Origin of the sequence: Streptomyces sp. B21-083 (genome assembly GCF_036898825.1) — a bacterium.
Taxonomy (GTDB): Bacteria; Actinomycetota; Actinomycetes; order Streptomycetales; family Streptomycetaceae; genus Streptomyces.
This window is the reverse complement of the sequence record NZ_JARUND010000002.1, coordinates 3,191,920-3,211,767: the sequence shown is the minus strand read 5'-3', so window position 1 is coordinate 3,211,767 and position 19,848 is coordinate 3,191,920. Positions and strand designations below refer to the sequence as shown.

Genomic DNA, 19,848 nt, shown 5'->3' with positions numbered 1-19,848 from the left:
CTGCGTGGCCGGAAGGATCAACGACGAGGACGTGAAGGCGGTTCGGGACGCGGTCCCGATCGACGCCGTGGTGTCCGAGTACCTCCAGCTGCGTAACGCGGGCGGCGGCAACCTCAAGGGCCTGTGCCCCTTCCACGACGAGAAGTCACCGTCCTTCCAGGTCAGCCCGAGCAAGGGACTGTTCCACTGCTTCGGCTGCCAGGAAGGCGGCGACACCATCACGTTCGTGATGAAGGTCGACCACCTCTCCTTCTCCGAGTCGGTCGAGCGCCTGGCCGGCCAGGCCGGCATCACCCTGCGGTACGAGGAGGGTGGCTACAACCCCACCCACCAGCGCGGCGAGCGCATCCGCCTGGTCGAGGCCCACAAGATCGCCGCCCAGTGGTACGCGGAGCAGCTGGCCACCAGCTCCGAGGCGGACGCGGGCCGCAAGTTCCTCGCGGAGCGGGGCTTCGACCAGTCGGCCGCCGAACACTTCTCCGTCGGCTACAGCCCCCAGGGCTGGGACCACCTCACCCGCTACCTCCGCGGCAAGGGCTTCTCGGACAAGGAGCTCCTGCTGTCCGGTATCGCCCAGGAAGGCCGCCGCGGCCCCATCGACCGCTTCCGGGGCCGTCTGATGTGGCCGATCCGCGACATCGGCGGCGAGGTCGTCGGCTTCGGCGCGCGAAAGCTGTACGAGGCGGACACCGGCCCTAAGTACCTGAACACCCCGGACACGGCGATCTACCGGAAGTCCCAGGTCCTTTACGGCATCGACCTCGCCAAGAAGGACATCGCGAAGACGAGCCGCGCGGTCGTCGTCGAGGGCTACACGGACGTCATGGCCTGCCATCTGGCCGGCGTGACGACGGCGATCGCGACCTGCGGTACGGCCTTCGGCACCGACCACATCAAGATCCTCCGCCGGCTGCTGATGGACAACGGCTCGGCCCGCGTGATCTTCACCTTCGACGGCGACGCGGCCGGCCAGAAGGCGGCGCTGCGCGCCTTCGAGGACGACCAGAAGTTCGCCGCCGAGACGTACATCGCGATCGCGCCCGACGGTATGGACCCCTGCGACCTGCGCCTCGCCAAGGGCGACCAGGCCGTCGCGGAACTCGCCGAACCCCGCACCCCTCTCTTCGAGTTCGCCCTGCGCCAGATCGCCATCCGCTACGACCTGGAGACCCCGGGGGGCCGCGCGGCGGCGCTGGACGAGGCGGCCCCGATCGTGGCCCGCATCAAGAACAGCGGCGCACAGCACGAGGTGGCGGTCCAGCTCGCGGGCATGCTCGGCATCCTGGACACGCAGTTCGTCGTCAAAAGGGTGGCCCAGCTTGCCCGTTGGGCCCGGGACCGCGGCGGCAAGGGCCCGGCCCCCACCGGACAGCAGGGCCGGACCCAGCCGTACGAGCAGACCTCCGCGCGCTCCGGCGGCCCCTCCGGCCCCGCCCTCAACCTCCGCAACCCGGTCTACGCCACCGAGCGCGAACTCCTCAAACTGGCTCTCCAGCGCCCCGACCTGGTCTCCCCGGCCTTCGACGCCTACGGCATCGACGAGTTCACGGCAGCCCCCTACGCGGCCGTACGCCAGGCGATCATGGAAGCGGGTGGCGCGGAGTTCGGCGCCCAGGACCCCCAGGAGTACCTGGTCCGGGTCCGCGAGATCGCCCCGGACAACACGGTCCGGGCCATGGTGACGGAGCTGGCGGTCGAGGCGATCATGCGCAAAACCGTCGACGACGTGTACGCGAGCGACCAGTTGGTCATGGTCCGCCGCAGAGCGGTGGAACGCCGCATCCAGCAGGTCCAGGTCACTCACACCCGCCTGGCCACCCACGGCGACCCGGCCGAACTGGCCGCCGTGCAGAACGAGTTGTGGGTACTCCAGCAGTACGACCAGGCCCTGCGGGAGCGGGGCTCGGCAGCGCTCTGACCGCCCAGCGGTCCAGCCGTTCCGCCTCGGCGGCGGTTTCGCAGCGAACGGTGATACGGGTTTCGTACACGTGAGTTGAGCGGGAGAGAACCGGACGCGCGCCGATCGTGCCAGGTCGGACCCCGAACAAGCGCTTGAGTTGGCCGCGACGGTAACCACATGGGCACGGACGTGCGCAAAAAGTCGTCGCACGCCCCTCGTGGCGGCGATGTGTCGTACTCCACACTGGGTTCCGGTGCCTGAGTCCTCGGAGCGCGGCCGACCCGTCCCCAACGGGTCCGACACCCCCGCGATTCCGCTCAACGCGTACGGGACGGACAGCGGCGAGGCCGCCCCCTCCGCCCCCCGAGTACCGCTGCCGTACGCCTCAGCAGCGATCATCCTGGAGGTCGCCCCCGTGCAGACCCAGACCCTCACCCAGACCGACAGCAGTACCGCCGTAACGGAGTCCGGCGCCGCCGAGGCCGATACCGATGCCGAGACCGTGGACGTCACCGACGTCACCGGCGTCGAGGTCATCGGGGCCGTGCCTCCGCAGAGCCGCGCCGCGCACCACCCGGAGACGGCCGAGCCCGACAGCCCGTCCGAGCTGGACGAACCCCCGGCGGACGCGGTGGAGACGGCGGAACCGATCGAGCCCGTCGAGCCCATTGAGCCCGTCGAACTGCTCGATCCCGTCGAGCCGGTCGAGCGGGTGCGCGCCCGCGCCCCCTCCCGCGGCCCCGCCCGCGCCGACACCAGCGGGCCCTCCTCCGACCTGTTCCGCCAGTATCTGCGCGAGATCGGCCGCATCCCGCTGCTCACCGCCGCCGAGGAGGTCGACCTCGCCCGCCGGGTGGAGGCCGGCCTGTTCGCCGAGGAGAAACTCCGGCTCGCCTCTGACCTGGACAGCCAACTGGCCCTGGACCTGGACCGGTTGGTCGTCATGGGCCGGATGGCCAAGCGCCGGCTGATCGAGGCGAACCTGCGCCTGGTCGTCTCGGTGGCGAAACGGTACGTGGGACGCGGGCTGACGATGCTCGACCTCGTCCAGGAGGGAAACCTGGGCCTGATCCGCGCTGTCGAGAAGTTCGACTACGCGCGCGGCTACAAGTTCTCGACGTACGCGACCTGGTGGATCCGCCAGGCCATGTCCCGCGCCCTCGCCGACCAGGCCCGGACGATCCGCGTCCCCGTGCACGTGGTCGAACTGATCAACCGGGTCGTCCGCGTCCAGCGCCGGATGCTCCAGGAACGCGGCTACGAGCCCACCCCCGAGGAGGTCGCCGCCCATCTGGACCTCCTGCCCGAACGCGTCAGCGAGGTGCTGCGCCTGGCCCAGGAACCGGTGTCGCTGCACGCGCCGGTGGGTGAGGAGGACGACGTGGCCCTCGGCGACCTGATCGAGGACGGCGACGCCGCGTCACCGGTCGAGTCGGCGGCGTTCCTGCTGCTGCGGGAACACCTGGAGGCGGTCCTGTCGACGCTGGGGGAGCGGGAACGCAAGGTCGTCCAGCTGCGCTACGGCCTGGCGGACGGCCGCCCGCGCACTCTGGAAGAGATCGGCCGCATCTTCGGCGTCACCCGGGAGCGCATCCGCCAGATCGAGTCCAAGACCCTGAACAAACTCCGCGACCACGCCTTCGCGGACCAGCTGCGAGGCTACTTGGACTGACCAGCCCGTCCGGCGCTTGAGGACGAGGCCCCTTCAGGGCCGAAGCGGGGGTCTGGGGGGGCGCAGCCCCCAGGCACGGAATGGGACGGGTAGGGGCGGCGGGGGCGAAGAAAAGCCACCCTCCGCCCCCCACCGCTCACTCCACCTCAGCAACCGCCTCGGCGAACTGCGCCTTGTACAACCGCGCATACGCCCCGTCCGCCCCCAACAGCTCCTCGTGACCCCCCTGTTCCACGATCGCGCCGTTCTCCATCACCAGAATCGTGTCCGCGTCCCGGATCGTCGACAGCCGGTGCGCGATCACGAACGAGGTCCGCCCGTGCGCCAGTTTGGCCATCGCCTTCTGGATGAGGACCTCCGTCCGCGTGTCCACGGAACTCGTCGCCTCGTCCAGCACCAGGATCACCGGATCGGACAGGAACGCCCGCGCGATGGTGATGAGCTGCTTCTCACCCGCGCTGACCCCCGTCCCCTCGTCGTCGATCACGGTGTCGTACCCGTCCGGCAACGTACGGATGAAACGGTCCGCGTGCGCGGCCCGCGCAGCCTCCTCGATCTCCCCGCGCGTCACCTCGCGCTCGCGCGCGGCCCCGTACGCGATGTTCTCCGCGATAGTTCCCCCGAACAGCCAGGTGTCCTGGAGCACCATCCCGATCCCGGACCGGAGTTCGTCCCGGGTCATCGACGCGATGTCCACCCCGTCGAGGGTGATCCGGCCCCCGGAGACCTCGTAGAACCGCATCAGCAGGTTCACCAGGGTCGTCTTGCCGGCGCCGGTGGGACCGACGATCGCGACCGTGTGCCCGGGCTCCACCGACAGCGACAGATCCTCGATCAGCGGTTTCTCCGGCTCGTACCGGAACGACACGCCCTCCAGCGAGACCAGCCCGCGCAGTTCCTCGGGCCGTACTCCCGGCACCGGATCGGCCTGCTGCTCCTCCGCGTCCAGCAGTTCGAAGATCCGCTCGGCCGAGGCGACACCGGACTGCACCAGGTTCGCCATCGACGCGACCTGCGTCAGCGGCATCGAGAACTGCCGCGAGTACTGGATGAAGGCCTGCACGTCACCGATCGACAGCGAGCCCGAAGCGACCCGCAGCCCGCCCACCACGGCCACCAGCACATAGTTGATGTTCGACACGAACATCATCAGCGGCTGCATGATCCCGCTGTTGAACTGGGCCTTGAACCCGGCCTCGTACAGCGCGTCGTTCTGCTCGGCGAACTGCTGCGCCGACTCGTCCTGCCGCCCGAACACCTTCACCAGGGTGTGCCCGGTGTACATCTCCTCGATGTGGGCGTTCAGCTTGCCGGTGGTCCGCCACTGCTGCACGAAGTGCGGCTGCGACCGCTTGCCGACGCGCGTGGCGATGAAGAACGACAGCGGAACGGTCACCAGCGCGACCAGCGCCAGCAGCCAGGACACCCAGAACATCATCGCCAGTACGCCGATGATCGTGAGGAGGGAGTTGATGAGCTGCCCCATCGACTGCTGGAGCGTCTGCCCGATGTTGTCGATGTCGTTCGTCGCGCGCGACAGCACCTCACCGCGCTGCCGCTTGTCGAAGTACGACAGCGGCAGCCGCGACAGCTTCGCCTGCAGATCCTCGCGCATCCGGTACACGGTCCGGTTGACCGCCCGGTTCACCAGCCGCGTGGCGACCAGCATCAGCAGCCCCGCGAACACGAACGTCACCAGGGCGAGCCCCAGCACCCCGCCCACCGCGCCGAAGTCGATGCCCTTGCCCGGTGTGAAGTCCGTACCGGAGAGCATGTCGGCCATGCCGTTGCGGCCCTGCTTGCGCATCGCGGCGAGAACCTCGGCCTTCGAGGCGCCGCTCTCGAACTGTCGTCCGATGATGCCGGAGAAGACCAGGTCGGTCGCCCGCCCCAGGATCTTCGGGCCCACCACCGACAGGCCCACGCTCACGAACACCGCGCACAGCATCACGTACATCGTGGCCCGTTCGGGCCTGAACTGGGAGAGGAGCCGTTTGCCGGACTGCTTGAAGTCGAGCGAGTGCTGGTCGGGGCCGGCTCCCGCCATCATGCGCCCCATGGGCCCGGCCATCAGGCAGCCTCCGCTTCCGTGAGCTGGGAGAGCACGATCTCCCGATAGGTCTCGTTGTCCGCCATCAGCTCGTGATGGCGTCCGGTGCCGACGACCCGGCCCTCGTCGAGGACGATGATCCGGTCCGCCTCCCTGATCGTGGACACCCGCTGGGCGACGATCACGACGGTCGCCTCGGCGGTCTCGCGCGCGAGCGCCGTCCGCAGGGCCGCGTCAGTGGCGTAGTCGAGCGCGGAGAAGGAGTCGTCGAAGAGGTAGATCTCGGGGCGCTGGACCAGCGTCCGCGCGATCGCGAGCCGCTGCCGCTGACCGCCCGAGACGTTCGTCCCGCCCTGCGCGATCGGCGCGTCGAGCCCGCCTTCCAGCCGCTCGACGAACCCCTTGCCCTGCGCCACCTCCAGCGCCCGCCACAGGTCGTCGTCGGTGGCGTCCGGATTGCCGTAGCGCAGATTGCTCGCCACGGTCCCGGCGAACAGATACGGCTTCTGCGGCACCAGCCCGACCGTCCTGGCCAGCAGCCTCGGCTCCACCGTCGCCACGTCCACGCCGTCGACGAGCACCTCTCCATCGGTCGCGTCGAACAGCCGCGGTACGAGCCCCAGCAGCGTCGACTTGCCGCTGCCCGTGGACCCGATCACCGCGGTCACCTCACCGGGCCGCGCCACCAGGTCGACGGCCTTCAGCACCGGCTCCTCGGCACCCGGGTAGTGGAACCCGGCCCCGCGGATCTCCAGATGCCCGTGCCGCCGCAGCTCCACCACGGGAGCGGTCGGCGGGACCACGCTCGACGACGTCCCGAGGACCTCCTCGATGCGCTCGGCGCACACCTCCGCGCGCGGCACCATCATGAACATGAAGGTGGCCATCATCACGGACATGACGATCTGCATCAGATAGGCGAGGAACGCGGTCAGCGCGCCGATCTCCATCCCGCCGCTGTCGATGCGATGCGCGCCGAACCACACCACGGCGATCGACGAGATGTTGACGACGGTCATGACGATCGGGAACATCAGTGCGAGCAGTCGTCCGGTGCCCAACGACACCTGGGTCAGCTCGTGGTTCGCCTTCCCGAACCGCTCCTTCTCGTACTCGTCCCGTACGAACGCACGGATCACCCGGTTGCCGGTGATCTGCTCGCGCAGCACCCGGTTGACCGTGTCGAGCCGTACCTGCATCGTCCGGAACAGCGGCCGCAGCCGCCGCACGATCAACGTCACACAGATGCCCAGCACCGGCACGACGGCGATGAGCACGCCCGACAGCGGCACATCCAGCCCCAGCGCGAGCACGATGCCACCCACGCACATGATCGGCGCCGACACCATCAGCGTGAACGTCATCAGCGCGAGCATCTGCACCTGCTGGACGTCATTGGTCGTACGCGTGATCAGCGAGGGGGCACCGAACTGCCCGACCTCGCGCGCCGAGAACGACTGCACGCGGTCGAACACGGCGGCGCGTACGTCCCGGCCGAGCGCCGACGCCGTACGGGCGCCGTAGTAGACGGCGCCGATGTTGCAGACGACCTGCACCAGCGAGATACCGATCATCACGGCGCCGGAGAGCAGGATGTAGCCGGTGTCGCCCTTCACCACACCCTTGTCGATGATGTCCGCGTTGAGCGTGGGCAGGTACAAGGTGGCGCAGGTCTGCAGGAGCTGCAGCAGCACCAGCAGCCCGATGGGTTTCTTGTAAGGCCTCAGATAAGTGCGCAGAAGTTGTATGAGCACGCTGAATCTCTCGGAGTCGGCGGTTGTCCGTGACGGACGATGGCGTGACGGACGATGGGGAGTGCCCCACGCACCCATCGTCCGACACTCCACCCGTGTTACTTCAACCGATTAATCCAAGAGCGGATTAAGAAGCAGCCGCGCGGGGGAAGCTCCTCGCCCCCCTCAGCTACGAAATGCCCCAGGATGCGTCTGCTCCCGCACGGACACGTACTGCTGCCGCACCGCCTGCCCCACCGCCAGCTCCTCGCCGGGCTCCAGCACCTGAGCGGCGGCCCCCTGCCAGGCCGGCGGGGTCCGCGGGTCGAGCGTGCCCTGCGACACCCCGAGCGCCCAGGCGGCCTGCCGTGCGGCGCCGATGGCCGCGTAGTCGGCGGGCTGCGGTACGACGACCTGCGCCCCGAACAGCGGCGGTGCCGAGGCCTGTACGGCGGGCAGCTCGGCGGCGGACCCGAGCAGGAAGACACGCTGTACGTCGACCCCGCGCCCCCGCAGCACGTCCAGCGCGTCGGCGAGGCCGCACAGCATCCCCTCGAAGGCGGCCCGCGCCAGATGCTCGGCCTTCATGGACTCCCGCCGCAGCCCGGCGAGCGTCCCGGCGGTGTGCGGCAGATTGGGCGTCCGCTCACCCTCCAGATAGGGCAGCATGACCAGCCCGTGCGCACCCGGGGTCGATTTCATCGCGAGATCGGACAGAGTCTCCAGATCCCCGAGCCCCAGCAGCTCAGCGGTCCCGCGCAGCGTCCGTACGGCGTTCAGCGTCGTGACGACGGGCAGGTGCAGCCCGGTCGCGTCGGCCAGCGAGGTGATCATCCCGGTCGAGTCGAAGAGCGCCTCGGGATGTACGGCCATCACGGACCCGGAGGCCCCGAGCGACACCACGACATCCCCGAGCCCGAGCCCGAGCCCGAAGGCGGCGGCCATGGTCTCCCCGGTCCCGGCGGAGATGAGCAGCCCCTCGGGCGTCGTACCGGCGGCGTCGGACGGGCCGAGCACCTCGGGCAGCATCGCCTGCCGCCCGAGCGCGAGTTCGACCAGATCACCCCGGTAGGCGCCCATGGCGGCCGACCAGTACCCGGTTGCGGAGGCTCCACCCCGGTCGGTGGTCCGCCGTACGGGCCGCCCGAGCAACTGCCACACCAGCCAGTCGTGCGCCTGCATCAGTATCGCGGTGCGCTGCGCCGCGTCCGGCTCGTTCCGCGCCAGCCAGCGCAGCTTGGTCACCGGCTGTCCGGCCTGCGGCACACACCCCACGGCCTGCGCCCACGCCTCACGTCCGCCGAGCGCGTCGATCAGATCGGCCGCCGCGACCTGCGCCCGCTTGTCCCCGCCGACCATCGCCGGTCTCACGGTGTTGCCCTGCGCGTCGACCGGCACGAGCGCGTTCTGCTGCGCGGACACCCCGATGGCCTGCACACCTTCGAGCAGCCCACCGCCGGCCGCCTCACCGAGGGAGAGCAGCCAGGCCTGCGGATCGACATCGGAGGGCCGCCCGGCGCCCCCGCCCTCGGGGCCTTCCACCGGATGCGGCGCATAGCCCTGCCGCAGCACGGACCCCGTGTCCGCGTCGCAGACGACGATACGAGTGAAATCGGGCGAACTGTCCAACCCGGCGACTATCCCCATGGCGAAAATTCTGCCGTACGCGGAGAGGTGAACGCGCCGGGTCGGACTTCCGTTGAGGAAGACCCGCGCGTTGTCCGTGACCAGGGGCGTGCGGGTGCCGCAGATGTGTCCATGCCGACACCCTGTCGCTCAGGTGTTACTGGTGCCCCAGTCGTCCTCGCCACCTCCCGAGCCGTTGCGCTCACGCAGGGAACGCACCCGGCCGGCCACGGAGTCCGGAACCCGGTCGCCGACCTTCTCGCTGACGGTGTGGAACGCCTTGCCGGCGAACTCCCGCCCCTGTAGCGCGGCTGACTCGGCGGTGTTGCGGACGGCCGGGTTGTGCGCGATCCGCTGGCCTGACTTCTTCAACTGTTCGTAGCGCTCGCGCCCGGCCCGTGTGCCCAGCACGTAACCCAGGGCCAGTCCGGCGACGAACGTGAGCCGGTAACGCATGACGGCCACCTTTCCTTGACGTGTGTCGTGTGTCGAGTGAGGAGTGACGGGTGGTGAGTGAGGCGACGGACGGACGACGACGGGTGGTGGACGAGGGGCGCCGGGTGCGAGGCACGCGGAACCGATTGGCGGAGCACCCCCCAGCTTGCGCTAATGTATGTGTCGCAGCGACCGCACGCCCCCTGGCGAATACCCAGGGAGTCACGATCGATGCAACGAGGCAATCCCCTGTAGCTCAATTGGCAGAGCAGCCGACTGTTAATCGGCAGGTTACTGGTTCAAGTCCAGTCGGGGGAGCTTCGATCTTCCGTAGCTCAATTGGCAGAGCAGCCGGCTGTTAACCGGCAGGTTACTGGTTCGAGTCCAGTCGGGAGAGCGCTTGAACGAGGACCCCGTCGGGGTCCTTTTTCATGCCCGGGGGAACCGCGCGAACCGCGCCGATGTCCTCATGGTCATGCGAAGTCGACCATCCGAAGCAGGAGATCGTATGAGCGGCTATGCTGCGGCAGACGGCGCGCACAAATGTGCGCGACGCGCCGTAATGGGGCGGTAGCTCAGCCGGTTAGAGCAGCGGACTCATAATCCGTCGGCCGTGGGTTCGAGTCCCACCCGCCCCACCACGTGCTACGCGGGGAGATCCGCTGTGACCAGCAATCCGAGCGCTCCGACTGGTTTAGACCAGCAGGGGCGCTCAGTCGTTTCCGGGCCCCTGCGTGAGCGATGCGTGAGCGGCGGTGCCAGACGGCAGCGGACGGCGGGCCCGAGGCACGATGCTCTCGGACTTCCTCGCCACCTCCTGATCGACCTGGGGGAGGAGAGCCGTGTACGTGTCGGACGCCAACTGGATCGTCCCGTGCCGCAGCGTCTCCTTGATCGCGTGAAGGTCACCACCACCCGCATGGATGAGAGTTGCCGCCACGTGGCGTAGATCACGAAGATTGATCGGGGGCAGCCCGGCCTCCCGGCACAGCCGCCGGAACACGTCCGAGACCTTCTCCGGATGCAGCCAGCCGCCGTCCTCGTCGACGAACACCTTCCCCGTCTCCTGCCACGGCAGCTCCTTGCCGAGGCACGCCTGACGCTCGGCCTGCTGCCGGACCCGGTGCTCCGCGAGGACTTGGAGGGTCGCCGGGCCCAGGGCGATCGTCGCAGCGCTGCCTTCCGTCTTCGGGTCGCTCTCCACCGGCGTCCACCCGTCCTGAATGATCGTCTTAGAGACCGTCAGGCGGGCCTCGGTGAAGCTGATCCCGGACCATGCCTGGCCGACAGCCTCGCCGCGGCGCAGGCCCCGGAACGCGATCAGGTGGAACAGGGCGTAGAGGCGGTCGGATTCGGCGTGGTCGAGGAACTCACCGACCTGAACCGGCGTCCACACCATGACCCCTGACGGCTTCTCACCCGTCTCCCGCCACCGCTCCACATGCTCGGGAGTCCACAGCACAGCCTTCGGCCGCTTCCCCGAGACGAGCTCGACGTGCGCGGCCGGGTTGAACGTGAGCAGCTGCCGGGAGATCGCCGAGTTGAGCGCCGAGCGCAGGGTCGCCCGGATCCGCTGCTGCGTCGCAGGACCGGTGACCCGCCGGTACGGGGGGAGTGCCTCCAGCTTCGCGCGCTCCTCGGCCAGCCGGGCCGTCTCGGCGGCCGGCGGCCGGGACTGCTTGCCCCACTTCGCTCGCGCCTGCTGCTCGCGCCGCTGCTGGTTCTCCGCCTCGATCGTCTCGTTGGCCGTGTCGATGGCGTCGAAGAGCTCCACCAGGTGCCCGACGTTGAGCCGGTCGAGGAGGACGTGTCCGATGCCCGGCTTGAGGTGCACGCGGATGTGGGAGCTGTAGTTGGTGAGCGTGCTCTTCTTCCGCTTCTTCGCCTCCCACCATTCATCCAGCCAGTCCCCGACGGTCGTCTTCGAGGTGAGCGGCTGGCCGGCGCGGAACCGGCGGCGGGTCTCGGCGAGGTCGGGCAGCGGGGCGTCCTTGTTCTTGCTGACCACCTCAAGCAGGTCACCGATCTTCGTCTGTGCTTCGGTGTCGTCGCCGTCGGGCAGGTCGAGGAGGGCGCGCACCTTGTCGAGGTCGCCCTGGGCGTCCTTGGCGGTGTCGTACCCGGAGCGGGAGAACGAACGGCGGGTGCCGTCCTGCCGGTTGGGCAGCTCCTGGCGCACGGCCCACACTCCGTGCCGTCGGGACGACAGCTGCGGGCAGGCCTTGTTCAGCGCCTTGCCGCTCGCGTCGCGGCAGTAACAACGGCGGTACGTCGAACCCTTCATTCCTTACTTGCACCCCACTTCTGGGCCACACCTTCAAGTAGGCCGTCGCGCCTAGCCCTCCCGACCCATTTTGCAGCAGTGGAATGAGCGACCTCGAACCGATCTGCCACCGCCCGCGTGGGCGGCTCTCCGTTCTCGACGGCTTCCGTGTATACGCCGACCACTTCTTTAAGATGCCTGTCGGTGATCTTGTAGCGCCTTGGCTTCGCCGTCTGAGGCTTCTTCGTGAGGGAGATGGCAGGGGTCTCGGAGCTGTCAGCGAGTTGGGGTACCAGGAGGCGAACCTCGTCATCGGCCAGCCAGCGCACCATCTCCTCTGTGGCCAATGCCTTCCAGCTCTCCATGGGGAGGCGAGCAATCACCCATGGCAGCCACTCCTCAAGATCGAGATTGGCTCCGAGGATCATCATCGTCTCCAGCCCATCGGGCGTGGCCTTGAAGCTGACGATGATCCCCCTCACATCATCCGTGCCCTCCGTCATTTCCGGGGCTTCCAGTGACCATGAGAAGTACTCCGGGACAAGGACGTAGCCGACCTGGACCAGCTTCATGGCCGACAGGTCGAGCGGCACATTGAGCTCATGCTTCGGCCATGCCGAGCTGATCCAGTCGTGGGGGAACTGTGTCTTCTGCACGCCTTCACCATGCCGGAACGGCAAGCTTTTGGCAAGACAAGCCTTGCCTTGCTCTACCCGCAGGCTTGGATCCGGATGGCTATGAGTGGCTACGAGTGGCGACGAGTGGTTACGAGTGGCTACAGACCCTTGCCATTAAGCCTTGCCGTTCGGGGGGTGCCCTAGTCGACCGGAATGGGGCGCGTACCCGGTGTCGACGCCAGCGGGACCGAAGGGGCTGAAAAGGTCAATCCGCCGGAAAAGCCGCAGCGTTGCCCCACTTCGCCCACCCTGCACGACGGCGAATCGTGAAGCTTCGGAGACTGGATGTGGCCTCGCTGAAACTCCCGGAAACTAGATGGAACTCGCGAGAACTGGCGGGAACTCACGAGAACTCGCGGGAACTGCAAGGACCTGGCAAGGCTCAAGGTTGCGTGTGAGGCAAGAAACTGGCAAGGTTCCTTTCGTGACAGACACACAGGTTCTCCGTCTGGCAGAAGTGCGCGCCGTTGTAGCCAGCGGCGAAGCCGAGCAGCTGCGGACCGTAGCCCGGCTGTCGATCGGTGAGGTGGCGCGAGCATGCGGCGTTGACCAGTCCACCGTTTGGCGCTGGGAGCGGGGCACGCGACGACCGCGAGGTGAAGCTGCACTGCTCTACGGACAGCTCATCGACAGGCTTCGTAAGCAAGTGGCGACAGCGCCACCCCAGCAGGCGTCGGCATGACGACCGCTGCCCTGACCATCGCCGAGATCCTTGACCAGCCCGCCGTCGTCCCGCTGTGGCCGATCGTCGGACGAGCCCTGGGCCTCGCCGAGAGCACCACCTACCAGCTGGCAGCCGAGAACAGGCTGCCCATCGAGGTCATCCGCCTGGGCCGCCGACGCGTCGCCCGGACTGTCGACCTCCACCGCTTCCTCGGGCTCCTGCCCGAGGCGAACGGCGCCGCTCCGACGTACCAGGCCGGAGCGGCCGCCGAAAACAACGAAGCGGCCCGGGTACCAGCCGGGCCGCCTCAGTCGAGCAAATCCGCACTCACCAGCAATGAAGAGATCAGGACAGCTCTATGAGAAGCATGGCACAGACCCCAACGGCAAGGTCGACCGATCCGTTCGCAGACCCGTCCCGCATGCCCGCCGTAGTCGACGGGGTTCAGGTCCCCGTCGCCAGCCCGGCCGCCATCTTCGAGGCCCTCGCCACCGAATACCGCCTCCAGGTCGAGGAGTGGGACACCTCCACCCTCGACGAGAGCCTCCGCGACAAGTTCTACGCCTACTACCTGGAGCTCAAGGACGGCCTCCGCATCATCGTCGTCCCCACCGGCCAGGACCCGGGCCAGCGACTCTGGGCCGTCCGCGCCCTTCTCGCCCACCAGGCGGTGACGGCATGACGAGCGTCGACAACACCTTCGCCGGACTGGCCATCACCACGGCCGTCGTCAAGGGCATCCAAGTCCCCATCGCCTGCCCCACCGGATGGTGCAACAACGACCACACTGACGAGAACACCCAGAACCTGGACGACATCGACCACGCGGGCGCGCACATCGACCTGATGGTGCCCAACCTCCAGGGCGTCGACGACCTGCTGTTCGCGTACGCCCGTCTGTACCAGGACACCTACGCCCCGGACCCGCTGATGCGCACCCCGCACATCCGCATCGAGTTCGGCGGCGGCGAGGAAAGCTACCTCACCCCCGACCAGGCCGACCTGTTTGCGGCACGCCTGGCCGCGTTCGCCGCACAGCTCCAGGCCCTCGCCCACACCGCCCGCAACCCGGGCACCGCCGGATCCACGGAGGCGACCGGATGCTGACCCCTGCGCACACCTCGATCATCGAGCAGCTGGAAGCCGGGCACGCCGAGATGAACCGCGCCGGGCTCGGCAGCCCCGCCTTGGACGACTTCCACGCCCTGCAGGTCCGGATCATCTCCGAGTCGCCCGATCCCGAGGCCACCGTCCGCGCCATGACCGACCTCATGGACGAGCACGTCGACGCTGGGGCCGCTCGTGGTGGCCCCAACCGTCCGGCCCGGCCCGCGATCAAGGAGACGGCGGCGTGAACACCGACCCGAAATCCTTCCGCGCGCAGATCCGCCGCGACCGTAACGCCGGACGCATCGCCCGCTACAAGGCCCGCACCGTCTTCTCCGTCTGCGACCTCGCCGAACGGCACGGCCGCAACATCCCCGACGTCCACAAGACGGTCGGCTTCATGGGGCTCGGCGAACTCCGCCCCGCCCTCGCCGACCCCACAGACGGCGACGGCGACTGGTTCTTCGTCCACGAAGTCCTGGAGATCACCGGCGCCACTCCCGAGCAGTGGCACCAGCTGCATGACGAGGAGATCGCCGAGGCTGCCGAAGAGCCGGCCGTACCGCCCCGCGTCGACGAGTTCACCAACCACCGCGCCGACGGCGGCAGCCACCAAGTCCCCGTCTGCAACTGGCAGATGGCCATGCTCCTCGCCCTCGAAGGGCCGTGGGGCAAGGAGCTGATGGCGAACGTGATGCCCGCGTTCAGGCGGGCCGCCGTCGAATCCGGGATCGGCGACCAGATCGACGTCGTACGCATCGGCGACGACGGGATCGCCCGCCATACGGGCGAGACCATGACGGCCGCCATCCTCGCCGACGGGCCGCTGCCGTCCGCGGAGGTCGTGCGCGAGCAGATCCGACGCGGTCCGCTCGGCGCCCTCGACCAGGACGGAACCGGCTGAGGACCCGCCAGGGGCAGGCACTCCCCCGCCTGCCCCTGGCGCTCACGGACCACAACCAGATCCAGCACAAGGGATACGTTCGTGAACAACCCCACCGGTCCGGCAGAAGCACAGCCCCCCGACCTCCGGGCCGCAGCCCGCGAGTTGGACGACGCCGGCCTGTGCGCCATCCCCATCAAGGCCGACGGCAGCAAGGCCGCAGCTCTCCGCAGCTGGAGCCCCTACAAGGTCCAGCGATCCACCCCCGCCGAACACGACCAGTGGTTCGGCGGAGACCGCCCCGCCGGAATCGCCGCCGTCTACGGCGCCGTCTCCGGCAACGTTGAGATGCTCGAAATCGAGGACCACGCCGTCCGCGACGGACTCCTCGACGAACTCACCGAGATCATGGACGCATCCGGCCTCGGCGAACCCTGGCGCGCGATCCTCACCGGTTGGGTCACACAGAGCCCTGGTGGGGAGGGACAGGGCGTTCACCTCCGCGCCCGTATCGAGGGCGCCGACGTCCCCGGCAACACCAAGCTCGCTTCCCGCCCCGCCCGCGAGGACGAGTACACCCCCGAGGAGCGGCAGCGGCTCCGCGAGAAGCCCAACGCGAAGATCGTGCGGGTTCAGATCGAGACGCGCGGCGAGGGCGGTTACGGGCTGGTCGAGCCGTCCGGCGGAACCGTCCACTCCAGCGGCAAGCCCTACGTCCGTCTCACCGGCAGCCCCGCCAACATCCCCACCATCGACGCGGACACCATGGCCGCGATCCGCGACGTCTGCCGGATGCTCGACACGCTGCCCTCCGAGGAGAAGGCCAAGACCGCACCCCGGCCGAAGCGCGAACTCCCTGCCGGATACGTGCGCCCTGGCGACGACTTCGAGAACAAGGTCGACTGGCCGGACATCATCGGCGACGAGTTGGACCCGATCTTCACCCGAGGCAGTACGACGTACTGGCGGCGCCAAGGCAAGACCCGCGGTATCTCCGCGACCACCGGCCACGCGAAGGACCGCGACCGGCTCTTCGTCTTCAGCACCTCCACCGTGTTCGAGGCAGAGGTGCCCTACGACAAGTTCGCCGCCTACACGCTGCTCACCCAGGGCGGCACCAGCCTGGCCGACTTCAAGAAGGCCGCCGCCGAACTCGGCAACCGGGGGTTCGGATCTGGGACACGACGAACTCACGTCAGCCTCGTACCACCCTCCACCGGCCCGTTCACGGACGGCTCTTCGGCGCTCGACCCCGACCACGCCCCAGACGAACAAGAGGCGTTCGAGGGCGGCCCGGACCTACGCGTCGTCACGTCCAAGCCCGAGCTGGACGTCACCATCGAGGCCGACGCACTCGACGGCACGCTGGGCCTCATGGCGGACGGACGTCTACCTGACCTGTACAAGCGCTCCGGCGGACCGACGTGGGTCCACCAAGACGACAACGGCAACCCGCTCATGCAGCAGCTCGGTGCGGACAACCTGCGCGCGTACCTCGCCGAACACGTCGACACATACCAAGTAGTCGCCGACCCCCTGACTCAAGGCACTAAAGCAGTCCGCGAGTTGATGATGCCCAAGACCTGCGGCACCATCCTGGGCCGCAAGGACTGGCCCCTGCCTCCGCTCCGGGGAATCGTCACCTCGCCGGTGATCCGGCGGGACGGGACGCTCCTGCAAGCGCCTGGTTACGACAAGGCCACCGGCCTCTACCTTCAACCGCGCGTCCCGCTGCGCCGTCTGCAACCGCAGGTGACGGACCAGAGTCTCGCGCGAGCCAAGGAGATCGTCCTAGACCAGATGCTGGCCGACTTCCCGTGGGCACAGCCCTCCGACCGCGCACACTTCCTCGGTGCACTGCTGACCCCGATCATGCGCCCGTACTTCTACGGCCCGACCCCGATGTTCCTCCTGACGGCGACCTCGCCCAGCAGTGGCAAGAGCCTCCTGAAGGACATCCTGAAGTACGCCTACGGCATCGCCGAGACAGCGTGGCCCGAGAACGACACCGAGCTGCGCAAGAGCATCACAACGCAGCTCTACACCACCGGGCAGCCCGTCGTCGTCCTCGACAACCTGCCCAACGGCTACGTCGTGAAGTCGCCCGTCCTGTCATCCCTGCTCACCGCCGAGCACTGGGGCGATCGCGTCCTCGGCTCTACCGCGTCCGTGACCATGCCCAACGACCGCCTGTGGATCCTCACGGGCAACGGCCTGCGTACCGGTGGAGACAACGGACGCCGGGCCATGTGGGTACGCCTGGACCCCAACTGCCCCGACCCCGACCAGCGTGACGGATTCCGCGTAGGAGACCTCCGGCCCTGGCTCCGCGCCAACGCCTCCACGGTCGTCGCTGCTGCCGTCACCATGGTCCGGGCCTGGCTCGCCGCCGGAGCGGAGACCGTGCGTGTCCGCAAGGGCGACTACTCGGAGTGGGCCAGCATGGTGGCCGGCCTACTCGCCTTCCTCGGGGTCCCCGGATGGCTGGCCGACCGCAGCCAGAACGCGGGTCAGGACGACGAAGAGCAGGAGTGGGCCGCCTTCCTCGCAGCCTGGCACCGGAAGCTCGGAGGCGAGCCCGTACCAGCGGGCGCAGTCATCGCCGCCGTCCCAGAGCAGGTGCCCCGACTGAAGAACGGAGAACTCCCTTCTTCCCAGGGCCTGGGTGGCTGGCTCAAGAGCAGGGAGGGCCGCTACTTCAGCGCCCCGGAGCTCGACAACTACAAGCCCGTCAAGGTCTGGGACTCACACAAGTGCCAGAACTTGTGGCGTGTCGAGGTTCACCAGAGCCGCAGCGCCACCGGAGGTGGACGGTGACCCGCACCGTTGCCGGGAGTGCAGGGACTTCGCAGGGAGTAGCGCAGGGACCTGGCCGACTCCCTGCACGAGGCGTGACCAGCGGAGACGCAGGGACGCAGGGACTTGCAGGGGGCTGCCTCCCCTCTCTTACTGCACATGCGCATCACATGCACATCGCGCATCACATGTCCGTGTCTGTACGCAGCGACGTCAAACCCCAACTCCTTCACTGCATTGGTATTGAGAGAACTCCCTGCAAGTCCCTGCCTCCCTGCAAAACAACAGGTGAGAGCGGTCGGAGGTCGGGCGCCGACTCCCTGCACTACTCCCTGCCGCTCCCTGCACTCCCGGCAAAAGCCCAGGACTTCACGAACCGAGGTGACCGCCATGTCTGAAACGCCCGAGACGTTCGCCCCGCGCCCGTACCAGGCGGAGGCCATCAAGGCCCTCGTCGAAGGCTGGCAGGGCGACAACAACCGGCTCGCCGTCGTCCTCCCCACCGGCGCCGGGAAGACCGTCGTCTTCTCCAACCTCATCCTCGAACGGCTCACCGCCCTCGCGGCCCGCGGTGAACGCGCCCTCGTCATCGCCCACCGCGAGGAACTCCTCGCCCAGGCCGCCGACAAGATCAAGGCCGTCGCGCCCGGACTGCGTGTCGGCATCGTCAAGGCCGAACGCGACGAGCACCAGGACGTCGACGTCGTCGTGGCCTCCATCCAGACCCTGGCCGTGGAACGCCGCCGCCGGGCCATCACGGGCATCGGCATGGTCGTCGTCGACGAGTGCCACCACGCCGCCGCCCGCACCTACATGACGGTGTTGGAGCACTTCGGCGCCTGGCGCGGCATCCCCACGGCCGGCTTCACCGCGACGATGACCCGCACCGACGGCGGCCTGGCCGAAGTGTGGGAAGAGGTCGTCTTCACCCTCGACATCCTGGAGATGATCGAGGACGGCTACCTGTGCGACGTACGCGGCAAGCGCGTCACCGTGCCCGGCCTCGACCTGGACTCGGTGAAGTCCCGGCACGGTGACCTCCAGGACGGCCAGCTCGGTCAGGCCCTGGACGACTCCGGGGCCGCCGAGGTCGTCGCCGAGGCGTACCGGTTGCACGCCACCGACCGGCCCGGCGTCGCCTTCACCCCGACGGTGGAGACCGCGCAGTCCATGGCGGACGCCTTCACCGCCGCCGGCATCACGGCTGCCGCGGTCTGGGGCGACATGTCCCGCGAGGATCGTACGGCCACGCTGAAGAGGTACCGGGCCGGTGACGTCCAGGTCCTCACGAATTGCATGGTCCTGACGGAGGGGTTCGACGCCCCGTGGACGTCGTGCGCGGTCATCGCCCGCCCCACGAAGTCGGCCGGCCTGTACTGCCAGATGGTCGGACGGGCGCTCCGTCTGTCCCCGGAGACCGGCAAGAAGGACGCCCTGGTCCTCGACGTGATGGGCGCCTCCACCCGGCATCAGCTCGCCTCCATCGTCGACCTCACCGGGCGTCAGGTGGTGATGCAGGACGAGGAGCAGACCCTGCGGGAGGCCGTGCGGGAGGCGGAGGAGAAGACGAAGCGTCACCTGGATCTGTCCCGGATTCAGGTGGAGGAGATCGACCTGTTCCACGGGTCGTCGGTCCGCTGGCTGAAGACGGCGTCCGGTATCTGGTTCATCCCGGTCACGGATGCCGCGTACGTCTTCCTGGTCCGTAACCCGGTCGACCGGACGTACTGGCTGCGCCGGTTCGACCTCAACAACGGCGTCGTCGGCCCGAAGAACGACGTGCCGCTGCCGTTGTCCGCCGCGAAGGCGTGGCTGGAGCAGCAGGCCCGCGCCATGGGCAGCCGCTGGCTCGCCACCCGCGCAGCCCTCTGGCGGGAGAGGCCGGCGAGCAGCAAGCAGCTCAACTACTGCCGATTGAAGGGCATCCAGGTGTCGCACGGCAGCAGTGCCGGCGAGGTGTCCGACCTTCAGGCGATCCACCAGTTCACGACGATCCTCAACCAGCTCGGCGTCAAGGCCGCGGCCTGACACCTCGCAACCAC

At 68.5% G+C, this 19,848-nt stretch carries 16 protein-coding genes and 3 tRNA genes; 13 read left to right on the top strand and 6 right to left on the bottom strand.

The features are described from left to right. Positions 1 to 4 precede the first annotated feature (4 nt). On the top strand, positions 5 to 1,918 hold the full coding sequence (gene dnaG, locus QA861_RS38395) for a DNA primase (protein WP_334593422.1): 1,914 nt from the start codon (positions 5 to 7) through the stop codon (positions 1,916 to 1,918). Positions 1,919 to 2,153: 235 nt separating this feature from the next. Next, positions 2,154 to 3,572, top strand: a complete 1,419-nt coding sequence (locus QA861_RS38390; RefSeq protein WP_334593421.1) for an RNA polymerase sigma factor — start codon at positions 2,154 to 2,156, stop codon at positions 3,570 to 3,572. A 136-nt stretch (positions 3,573 to 3,708) separates the two neighbouring features. Here the strand turns inward: QA861_RS38390 and QA861_RS38385 are convergent, their stop codons facing one another. From QA861_RS38385 to QA861_RS38370, 4 genes are all read right to left on the bottom strand, one after another. After that, the gene (locus QA861_RS38385; protein ID WP_334593420.1) at positions 3,709 to 5,643 is read right to left on the bottom strand and encodes an ABC transporter ATP-binding protein; all 1,935 of its coding nucleotides are present in this window, start codon (positions 5,641 to 5,643) and stop codon (positions 3,709 to 3,711) included. Then, a complete protein-coding gene (locus QA861_RS38380) occupies positions 5,643 to 7,376 on the bottom strand; it encodes an ABC transporter ATP-binding protein (RefSeq protein ID WP_334593419.1) in 1,734 nt (577 codons plus the stop codon). The genes QA861_RS38385 and QA861_RS38380 overlap by 1 nt, the downstream gene beginning before the upstream one ends. A 165-nt stretch (positions 7,377 to 7,541) precedes the next feature. Beyond that, complete coding sequence (locus QA861_RS38375) at positions 7,542 to 9,002, bottom strand: xylulokinase (protein WP_334593418.1); 1,461 nt, start codon at positions 9,000 to 9,002, stop codon at positions 7,542 to 7,544. A gap of 129 nt (positions 9,003 to 9,131) precedes the next feature. After that, positions 9,132 to 9,437 (bottom strand): YtxH domain-containing protein, encoded by a 306-nt coding sequence (locus tag QA861_RS38370; protein ID WP_334593417.1) that lies wholly within the window; start codon positions 9,435 to 9,437, stop codon positions 9,132 to 9,134. Positions 9,438 to 9,661: 224 nt separating this feature from the next. On the opposite strand from QA861_RS38370, the gene QA861_RS38365 reads away from it, so the two are divergent. The 3 genes from QA861_RS38365 (at position 9,662) to QA861_RS38355 (ending at position 10,057) form a co-directional block, all read left to right on the top strand. Further along, a tRNA-Asn gene (locus QA861_RS38365) sits at positions 9,662 to 9,734 on the top strand. 6 nt (positions 9,735 to 9,740) lie between these two features. Next, positions 9,741 to 9,813, top strand: a tRNA-Asn gene (locus QA861_RS38360). A gap of 167 nt (positions 9,814 to 9,980) precedes the next feature. After that, positions 9,981 to 10,057, top strand: a tRNA-Ile gene (locus tag QA861_RS38355). Between the two features lie 71 nt (positions 10,058 to 10,128). Here the strand turns inward: QA861_RS38355 and QA861_RS38350 are convergent. Then, positions 10,129 to 11,700 carry a site-specific integrase gene (locus tag QA861_RS38350; RefSeq protein ID WP_334593416.1) on the bottom strand — a complete coding sequence of 524 codons (1,572 nt, stop codon included), beginning with the start codon at positions 11,698 to 11,700 and terminating at the stop codon, positions 10,129 to 10,131. Continuing rightward, complete coding sequence (locus tag QA861_RS38345) at positions 11,697 to 12,335, bottom strand: hypothetical protein (protein WP_334593415.1); 639 nt, start codon at positions 12,333 to 12,335, stop codon at positions 11,697 to 11,699. Before QA861_RS38345 ends, QA861_RS38350 begins: the two co-directional genes overlap by 4 nt. 337 nt (positions 12,336 to 12,672) lie before the next feature. On the opposite strand from QA861_RS38345, the gene QA861_RS47310 reads away from it, so the two are divergent. The 8 genes from QA861_RS47310 to QA861_RS38310 all read left to right on the top strand — a co-directional run bounded on the left by QA861_RS47310 (position 12,673) and on the right by QA861_RS38310 (position 19,834). Then, the gene (locus tag QA861_RS47310) at positions 12,673 to 13,038 is read left to right on the top strand and encodes a helix-turn-helix domain-containing protein (protein WP_443041630.1); all 366 of its coding nucleotides are present in this window, start codon (positions 12,673 to 12,675) and stop codon (positions 13,036 to 13,038) included. Further along, on the top strand, positions 13,035 to 13,382 hold the full coding sequence (locus QA861_RS38340; protein ID WP_334593414.1) for a DNA-binding protein: 348 nt from the start codon (positions 13,035 to 13,037) through the stop codon (positions 13,380 to 13,382). Before QA861_RS47310 ends, QA861_RS38340 begins: the two co-directional genes overlap by 4 nt. A gap of 59 nt (positions 13,383 to 13,441) precedes the next feature. Beyond that, positions 13,442 to 13,702: a hypothetical protein gene (locus QA861_RS38335; RefSeq protein WP_334593413.1), complete on the top strand. Its 261-nt coding sequence runs from the start codon at positions 13,442 to 13,444 to the stop codon at positions 13,700 to 13,702. Further along, on the top strand, positions 13,699 to 14,127 hold the full coding sequence (locus QA861_RS38330; RefSeq protein WP_334593411.1) for a DUF6907 domain-containing protein: 429 nt from the start codon (positions 13,699 to 13,701) through the stop codon (positions 14,125 to 14,127). Before QA861_RS38335 ends, QA861_RS38330 begins: the two co-directional genes overlap by 4 nt. Further along, entirely contained in the window at positions 14,121 to 14,375 is a 255-nt protein-coding gene (locus tag QA861_RS38325; RefSeq protein ID WP_334593410.1) for a hypothetical protein, read from the top strand. The genes QA861_RS38330 and QA861_RS38325 overlap by 7 nt, the downstream gene beginning before the upstream one ends. Next, positions 14,372 to 15,031, top strand: coding sequence for a hypothetical protein (locus QA861_RS38320; protein WP_334593409.1), 660 nt, complete (start codon positions 14,372 to 14,374; stop codon positions 15,029 to 15,031). The genes QA861_RS38325 and QA861_RS38320 overlap by 4 nt, the downstream gene beginning before the upstream one ends. Positions 15,032 to 15,112: 81 nt before the next feature. Further along, positions 15,113 to 17,827 (top strand): bifunctional DNA primase/polymerase, encoded by a 2,715-nt coding sequence (locus QA861_RS38315; RefSeq protein ID WP_334593408.1) that lies wholly within the window; start codon positions 15,113 to 15,115, stop codon positions 17,825 to 17,827. Positions 17,828 to 18,196: 369 nt separating this feature from the next. Beyond that, entirely contained in the window at positions 18,197 to 19,834 is a 1,638-nt protein-coding gene (locus tag QA861_RS38310) for a DEAD/DEAH box helicase (RefSeq protein ID WP_334593407.1), read from the top strand. Positions 19,835 to 19,848 lie beyond the last annotated feature (14 nt).

Coding starts and splice junctions, on each gene's coding strand:
- QA861_RS38310 (WP_334593407.1), top strand. CDS start 18,197: ATGTCTGAAACGCCCGAGACGTTCGCCCCGCGCCCGTACCAGGCGGAG.
- QA861_RS38335 (WP_334593413.1), top strand. CDS start 13,442: ATGCCCGCCGTAGTCGACGGGGTTCAGGTCCCCGTCGCCAGCCCGGCC.
- QA861_RS38340 (WP_334593414.1), top strand. CDS start 13,035: ATGACGACCGCTGCCCTGACCATCGCCGAGATCCTTGACCAGCCCGCC.
- QA861_RS47310 (WP_443041630.1), top strand. CDS start 12,673: ATGGAACTCGCGAGAACTGGCGGGAACTCACGAGAACTCGCGGGAACT.
- QA861_RS38370 (WP_334593417.1), bottom strand. CDS start 9,437: ATGCGTTACCGGCTCACGTTCGTCGCCGGACTGGCCCTGGGTTACGTG.
- QA861_RS38325 (WP_334593410.1), top strand. CDS start 14,121: ATGCTGACCCCTGCGCACACCTCGATCATCGAGCAGCTGGAAGCCGGG.
- QA861_RS38350 (WP_334593416.1), bottom strand. CDS start 11,700: ATGAAGGGTTCGACGTACCGCCGTTGTTACTGCCGCGACGCGAGCGGC.
- QA861_RS38330 (WP_334593411.1), top strand. CDS start 13,699: ATGACGAGCGTCGACAACACCTTCGCCGGACTGGCCATCACCACGGCC.
- QA861_RS38375 (WP_334593418.1), bottom strand. CDS start 9,002: ATGGGGATAGTCGCCGGGTTGGACAGTTCGCCCGATTTCACTCGTATC.
- QA861_RS38385 (WP_334593420.1), bottom strand. CDS start 5,643: ATGGCCGGGCCCATGGGGCGCATGATGGCGGGAGCCGGCCCCGACCAG.